At 62.6% G+C, this 7,319-nt stretch carries 7 protein-coding genes; all 7 read left to right on the top strand.

The features are described 5' to 3' along the window. Nucleotides 1-214: 214 nt before the first annotated feature. Nucleotides 215-886: a flagellar hook capping FlgD N-terminal domain-containing protein gene (locus AB6O04_RS18760; protein ID WP_368565857.1), complete on the top strand. Its 672-nt coding sequence runs from the start codon at nucleotides 215-217 to the stop codon at nucleotides 884-886. A gap of 51 nt (nucleotides 887-937) precedes the next feature. Continuing rightward, nucleotides 938-2,158 carry a flagellar hook protein FlgE gene (gene flgE / locus AB6O04_RS18755; RefSeq protein ID WP_368565856.1) on the top strand — a complete coding sequence of 407 codons (1,221 nt, stop codon included), beginning with the start codon at nucleotides 938-940 and terminating at the stop codon, nucleotides 2,156-2,158. 235 nt (nucleotides 2,159-2,393) lie between these two features. Continuing rightward, nucleotides 2,394-3,143, top strand: coding sequence for a flagellar basal body rod protein FlgF (locus tag AB6O04_RS18750; protein ID WP_368565855.1), 750 nt, complete (start codon nucleotides 2,394-2,396; stop codon nucleotides 3,141-3,143). Between the two features lie 373 nt (nucleotides 3,144-3,516). Continuing rightward, nucleotides 3,517-4,302: a flagellar basal-body rod protein FlgG gene (gene flgG / locus AB6O04_RS18745; RefSeq protein WP_337344779.1), complete on the top strand. Its 786-nt coding sequence runs from the start codon at nucleotides 3,517-3,519 to the stop codon at nucleotides 4,300-4,302. Between the two features lie 22 nt (nucleotides 4,303-4,324). Next, a complete protein-coding gene (flgH, locus tag AB6O04_RS18740; RefSeq protein WP_368565858.1) occupies nucleotides 4,325-4,999 on the top strand; it encodes a flagellar basal body L-ring protein FlgH in 675 nt (224 codons plus the stop codon). Nucleotides 5,000-5,010: 11 nt separating this feature from the next. Next, nucleotides 5,011-6,195 (top strand): flagellar basal body P-ring protein FlgI, encoded by a 1,185-nt coding sequence (locus AB6O04_RS18735; RefSeq protein WP_368565853.1) that lies wholly within the window; start codon nucleotides 5,011-5,013, stop codon nucleotides 6,193-6,195. Continuing rightward, entirely contained in the window at nucleotides 6,195-7,307 is a 1,113-nt protein-coding gene (gene flgJ, locus AB6O04_RS18730; RefSeq protein WP_368565851.1) for a flagellar assembly peptidoglycan hydrolase FlgJ, read from the top strand. Before AB6O04_RS18735 ends, flgJ begins: the two co-directional genes overlap by 1 nt. Nucleotides 7,308-7,319 lie beyond the last annotated feature (12 nt).

Raw genomic sequence — 7,319 nt, 5'->3', positions numbered from 1 at the left:
GTATGTCGATCCATGCCCGAGTGATGACGCGGTCCCGTGCGCACTGGGTTGCGGCCCTTCGGGTTGCTTCCCCGCCTCGCCAGGAACTCGCGCGCGGCTTGAACAGGCGGCCAGCCTGTCGCTACGCCACGCACAAGCCCCTGGCGAGGCGGGGAAGCAACGTGACCTGTCCCAATAGCGTTAACAGGCCCCAACTAATTTCAGGACACCGCCGATGAGCACCATCCCCAGCGATCTGTTTTCCAACACGACCACCAGCACCCCGACGGCCAAGAAGCCCGAGACGCTCGGCCAGGCGGATTTCATGCGCCTGATGACCGAACAGCTCAAGCATCAGGATCCTTTGAAACCGCTGTCCAACAGCGAATTCATCGGCCAGTTGGCGCAGTTTTCCACCGTGCAGGGCATCGGCGATCTCAATACCGCGGTGAAAGGTTTTGGTGATGCACTGACGGGCGACCAAGTGCTGAAAGGCGCATCGCTGGTAGGCCACGCCGTATTGATTCCTTCAGAAAAAATGGCGCTAGCCGCCAGCGGCAACACCACCGGCGTGGTGATGGCACCCAGTCCCGGAACCACTCGCGTGGAAATCACCGACGCCAGCGGCGTGGTGGTGAAGAAAATCGAACTGAATGTCGAAGCCAAGGGCGAAGCGACTTTCGCCTGGGATGGTCTGAACGCCAAGGGCGAACGCATGCCCGCCGGCACCTATGCCATCAAGGCGACTCATACCGACGCCAGTGGCACCGCCACCGCGCTCAATACCTACGTCGATGCCACCGTCGAAAGCGTGACGATCGGTACCGACGGGCTGTACCTCAACCTGCCGGGCCTCGGCACGGCGCCACTCGACTACGTGCTGCGCATCGGCAAGTCGGCTTCCTAAGTCCATCGTCCATCCACGCCACCTCACCTCGCATTCCGCAAGGAGTACTCCATGGCTTTCAACAGTTCGCTCTCCGGCATGAAGGCGGCCAACGCCGACCTCAATGTCACTTCGCACAACATCGCCAACGTCAGCACCACCGGCTTCAAGGAATCGCGCGCGGAGTTCGCCGAGGTGTTTTCCACCACCGGTTACGGCCTGTTGCGTAACGGCATCGGCGCCGGTGTGCGCCTGACCAATGTGGCCCAGCAGTTCTCGCAGGGCGACATCAACCAGACTGGCCGCTATCTGGATCTGGCGATCGATCAGGAAGGCTTCTTTACCGTCAGCAACAACGGCAGCAACGTCTACACGCGCGCCGGTAATTTCCAGCGCGATGCCAACGGCTTCGTCACCACGCCGGATGGCTACCGCCTGCAGGTATTCCCGCCACGCGGGGACAATTCCGGCTTCGACACCGGCAGCATGGTCGATCTGCAACTGCTGACCACCGACAGCCCCCCCAGCCCCACCACGGAAGTAAACCTGGGCGTGACGCTGCCGGGCAATGCCGCGCAGCCGACCATCACCCCGTTCAATCCGGCCGACAGCAGCACCTACAACGAAACCACCTCGGTCACCGTCTACGATTCACTGGGCGTGGCGCACACGCAGTCGGTGTACTACGTGAAGACGCCAAATCCCAACGAGTGGCAGGTCAACGTGTACGTTGACGGCACGTCGATGGGCGCGCCGACCACGGTGCAGTTCGACAACAACGGCGCATTGACCGTACCGGCCACCGGCCAGATCACGTTGGCACCGTTCACGCCCACCACCGGCGCCGGCGTGTTGAACATGACCCTGGATATCAGCGGCACTAATCAGTACGGCGAAGTCTTCGCCAAGAACGACCAGCGCCAGGATGGTTTCGCCAGCGGCAAGCTCAACGAATTCAGCGTATCGCCGGAAGGCGTGGTGTATGCCCGCTATTCGAATGGCGTGGATCGCGCGGTCGGCCAAGTCGCGCTGACCAACTTCACCAATCCGCAAGGCTTGGTGTCGCAAGGCAATAACACCTGGACGCACAGCTTCGCCTCGGGCGAACCGCGTACCGGTGCGCCCGGCACGTCGGATTTCGGCCAGGTGTCGTCGGGTGCCTTGGAAGCTTCCACCGTCGACCTCACCGAACAGTTGGTCAACATGATCGTGGCGCAGCGTAATTTCCAGGCCAACTCGCAGATGCTTTCGACGCAGGACCAAGTGACTCAGACGGTTATCAATATTCGTTGATGAAGTGAAGCGGGAGCGGGGAACAGGGAACGGGGAACGGGGAACGGGGAATGAAAGATTCCGGTGTCGGACAGTTCGCTTATCTGCTGTCAGGAAAATATTCCCGGAGGTCCATACACCTTCAGCGAAGGGGAGAATTCATTCCCCTTTCCCCGTTCCCCGTTCCCCCGTTCCCCTTTCCCCGTTCCCCGTTCCCGCTTCTTCTCAAAAACCTCAGCCCCACGGAATTCCCCAAATGGACAAAGCCCTCTACGTCGCCATGACCGGCGCCCGCGCTTCACTGCAGGCGCAAGGCACGGTGTCGCACAACTTGGCCAATGTGGATACCAAGGGTTTCAAGGCGGCATTGGCCGGCACTGAGGCTTTCCGCATCCAAGGCGAAGGTTTTCCGTCGCGCGTGGACGCGGTGCTGATCGATCCGGGATTCGATTCGCGCACCGGTTCGCAGATGGCCACTGGCCGCTCGCTGGACGTCTCCCTGCAGCAGAACCGCTGGTTGGCGGTGCAGGCCGCGGACGGTAGCCAGGCCTTCACACGCAATGGCGAACTCAGCCTGACGCCGAATGGTCAATTAGTGACCGCCAGCGGCCGTCCCGTGCTGGACGACAACGGCAATCCCATCGCCGTGCCGCCGGCGCAGTCCATCGATATCGGTGCTGACGGCACCGTTTCGATCATCCCGCAAGGCGAAGGTCCGCAGACGATGGCCGTGGTGGGACGGATGCGGATCGTCGATGCGGCCCCGCAGCAGCTCGCCCGCGGTGCCGATGGCCTGATGCGCCCCGTCGATCCGCAGACCCCACCCGCCCCTGCCAACGGCAACAACCTGACCGTCGGCGTGCTGGAAGGCAGCAACGTCGACGCCGCCGGCGCACTCGTGCAAATGATCCAGTTGCAGCGCCAATTCGAGATGCAGGTCAAGGTAATTCGCAGTGGCGATGAGATGGCGCAGGCGTCGAATAGTTTGTTGAGACTTGGCGGCTAAGGCTGGGAGCAGAAGCGGGAACGGGGAACGGGGAGCGGGGGAACGGGGGAACGGGGAACGGGGAACGGGGAATGACGGATCGCTTCCGCCGGCAGATACCGGTTGCTCTGTTTCGTCGTTGACGCCGAATGGTGTCCTTCTCGAGCCGCCGCCCGCCAACTTTCATTCCCCGTTCCCTGTTCCCTGTTCCCCGTTCCCCGTTCCCTGTTCCCGCTTCATGCGCTCCCGTCGGAATTCCGTCCGCCCTTCTGGCACAGGACTTGCTGCTGACTTGATGCCGAATGGTGTCCCTTCTCGATCCGCAACTTGTCACTTCCATTCCCCGTTCCCTGTTCCCCGTTCCCGCTTTCGCCTCACCACATAGGAGCCACCAATGAATCAAGCACTCTGGGTCGCCAAGACCGGGCTGGATGCGCAGCAGACGCGCATGTCGGTGGTCTCCAATAATCTGGCGAACACCAACACCACCGGTTTCAAGCGCGATCGCGCCAGCTTTGAAGATCTGCTGTATCAGCAGGTGCGCCAGCCCGGCGGCTCCACTTCGCAGCAGACGCAGCTGCCGTCCGGCCTGCAACTGGGCACCGGCGTGCGTGTGGTGTCGACGTCCAAGGATTTCCAGCAGGGCAATCCGCAGCAGACCGGCCGCTCGCTGGACGTGATGGTCAACGGCCGCGGCTTCTTTGAAGTGCTGCTGCCTGACGGCACGCCCGCCTATACCCGCGACGGCTCGTTTCAGATCAACGCCCAAGGCGAACTGGTCACCAACAGCGGCTATCCGGTGCAGCCCGGCATCCAGGTACCGGAAGGCGCGCAGTCGATGACCATCGGCAACGACGGCACCATCAGCGTGACCATGGCCGGTGAAGGTCAGGCATTGGAAATCGGCGCGTTGACGCTCACCGATTTCGTCAATCCCTCGGGCCTTCAAGCCAAGGGCGAAAACCTTTACGTGGAAACCACCGCATCAGGCCCTGCGCAAAACGGCACCCCCGGCCTCAATGGCCTGGGCAGTGTCGTGCAGGGCGCGCTGGAAGGCTCCAACGTCAACGTGGTGGAAGAGCTGGTCAGCATGATCGAAACCCAGCGCGCTTACGAAATGAACGCCAAGGCCATTTCCACCACCGACTCCATGCTCGGTTACTTGAACAACAACGTCTGAGGCACCGGTGAAAAATCCCATCTTGCTCATCATCATCCTCACCGTCTCCACGCTGGCGCTCAGCGGCTGCGCGCGCTCGTTCGGCGATGTGCGTCCGTACGCGCCAATGGCGCCGATCCAGCCCGTCATGGCGCCGCAGGAACAAGCCACCGCCGGTGCAATCTATCGCGCGGGTCCCGGCCTGAGCCTCTATTCCGATCGCCGCGCACGCAACGTCGGCGATCTGCTCACCATCAATCTGATCGAGAACACCACGGCGCAGACCACCGCCACCACCTCGGTGGACAAGAGCAGCGAAATCACCATGGCCGCGCCGAACATTGCCGGCGCACCGCTGACCTACAACGGCCGCGACCTGCTCAGCGCTTCGGTCAATGGCGACCGCGGCTTCAACGGTAACGGGCAAAGCGCGCAGAGCAACCGATTGCAAGGCAGCCTGACGGTCACCGTCATCCAGCGCCTGCCCAACGGCAATCTTGTCGTGCAGGGCCAGAAGAACATGCGCCTGAACCAGGGCGACGAGCTGGTGCAGATTCAGGGAATCGTGCGCCCGGCCGATATCGGTACCGACAACAGCATCTCGTCCAGCAAGGTGGCCGATGCACGCATCGCCTACGGCGGCCGCGGCGCAATAGCGCAGTCCAACTCAATGGGTTGGCTGGGCCGGTTCTTCAATTCGCCGATCTATCCGAACTAAGGGGAATCGCGATGGACAGCATCGAGACCAAAGCAGGACCAGAAAGCCCGGAACCGGCGAAGAAACCCCGTGAACTCGACGGGCCCACTTTCTGGGGCGGTCTGGCCTGGCTGATCATCGCGCTGCTGTGCCTTGCGCCGTCCGCACGCGCGGAGCGCATCAAGGATCTGGCCCAGGTCGGCGGCGTGCGCAGCAATCCGCTGGTGGGCTACGGCCTGGTGGTGGGTTTGGATGGCACGGGTGACCGCACCAGCCAAGCGCCCTTCACTGTGCAGAGCCTGAAGAACATGCTGGGCGAACTGGGCGTCAACATTCCGCCCAACGTCAATCCGCAGTTGAAGAACGTCGCGGCGGTGGCGATCCACGCCGACCTGCCCGCCTTCGCCAAGCCAGGCCAGCCGATCGATATCACCGTGTCTTCCATCGGCAACGCCAGTTCGTTGCGTGGCGGCAGTCTGCTGATGGCTCCGTTGCGCGGTGCCGACGGCGAGGTCTACGCGATCGCACAAGGCAATCTGGTGGTCGGCGGTTTTGGTGCGCAGGGCCGCGACGGTTCGCGCATTTCGGTCAATACACCCAGCGTGGGCCGTATTCCCAATGGCGCCACTGTGGAGCGTGCGGTTCCCGATGCTTTCGGCGGCGGTGACACCATCACGCTCAATCTGCACCAGGCGGACTTCACCACGGTTTCGCGGATGGTGACGGCGTTGGATCAGAGCTTCGGCGCTGGCAGTGCATACGCGGTGGACGCTGTGACGGTCGCAGTACGTGCTCCGGCCGATCAGAACGCCCGCATCGGCTTCATGGCGCGCGTGGAAAGCCTGGAACTGACACCCGGCACCGCGGCCGCCAAGGTCATCGTCAACGCGCGCACCGGCACGGTGGTGATCGGTTCGCAAGTAAAAGTCATGCCGGCCGCGGTGACGCACGGCTCGCTGACGGTCAGCATCACTGAATCGATCGACGTCAGCCAGCCCAACGAATTTTCGCGCGGTGGCCAAACCGTGGTCACGCCGCATTCCTCGGTGGCGGTCACCACCGAAGGCAACCGCATGTTCAAGTTCGAAGGCGGCACGACGCTGGATGAAATCGTCCGCGCCGTGAACGAAGTCGGCGCCGCGCCGGGCGATCTGATCGCGATCCTGGAAGCGCTGAAGCAAGCCGGCGCGCTACGCGCGGAGCTTGAGGTCATCTGATGGCCGCGCCGGTTAATAGCCTGCTTTCGAACAGCTTGGCGTCGAACAGCCTGACGCAGCCTTCGCTGCCGCTGGCCGATGCCAATGGCAAGCCGGACCGCGCGCGCATCCAGGAAGTCGCCAAGCAACTCGAAGGCCAGTTCGCACAGATGCTGATCAAGTGCATGCGCGACGCCAGCTTCGGCGATTCGCTGTTTCCCGGCGAAAACCAGACCTTCCGCGACATGTACGACCAGCAGCTCGCCAAGGCGATGACGCAGGGCAAAGGCATGGGTTTGGCGCCGATGATCGCGCGCCAACTGGGTGGTGACGAAGCGCCGGCACCTGCCGCTACGCCGAGCAGTTACGGATTATCCGAATACCGCCGCATGTTGCCGTCGACGGAAACCGGCCAGATGCTGGACGCCATCGCTGGCCGCAGCGGTAACACGTCGGACGCTTCTTCCGAAGCCAGCGGCGATAACTTGCCACTGACACTGAAGCAATTGACGATTCCGGAACCGGATGCCTGCGAGGAAGTGGAATCGGTGGGCAAAGCCGATCCGCAGAAATATGCGCGCAATACACCCGAACGCTTCGTCGCCGAAGTCTGGAACCATGCCGAGAAAGCGGCCAAGGAACTGGGCGTCGACCCGCGTGCCCTTGTCGCGCAGGCCGCGCTGGAAACCGGCTGGGGCCGCCGCGGCATCCAGCGCAATGATGGCGGCAGCTCCAACAACCTGTTCGGCATCAAGGCGACCGGTTGGAAGGGCGACCGCGTCCGCACTGGCACGCACGAATACACCAACGGCGTGAAGCATTCGGAAACCGCCGAGTTCCGCGCCTACAGCTCGCCTGCTGAAAGCTTCGCCGACTATGTGCGGCTGTTGAAGAACAATCCGCGCTACCAGCAGGCGTTGGCGGCGGGCAAAGACATCCATGGTTTCGCCAAGGGCCTGCAAAAAGCCGGCTACGCCACCGATCCGTCGTATGCCAACAAGATCTCTTCCATTGCCAACGGCCCGACGCTGGGCAAGGTGCTGTCGGCCATGCGTTCGGTGGCCACCACAGCATTGGATACCGCCGTGGCGTCGGCAGCGGGCACCACACAGCGCAACACCCTGCACCGTTGATGAGGAACTGAA

The sequence above is a fragment of the Pseudoxanthomonas sp. UTMC 1351 genome (genome assembly GCF_040948865.1).
In the GTDB taxonomy this organism is placed as follows: Bacteria; Pseudomonadota; Gammaproteobacteria; order Xanthomonadales; family Xanthomonadaceae; genus Pseudoxanthomonas_A.
The sequence above is the reverse complement of the archived record's forward strand: the minus strand, read 5'-3'. Positions and strand labels throughout refer to the sequence as shown.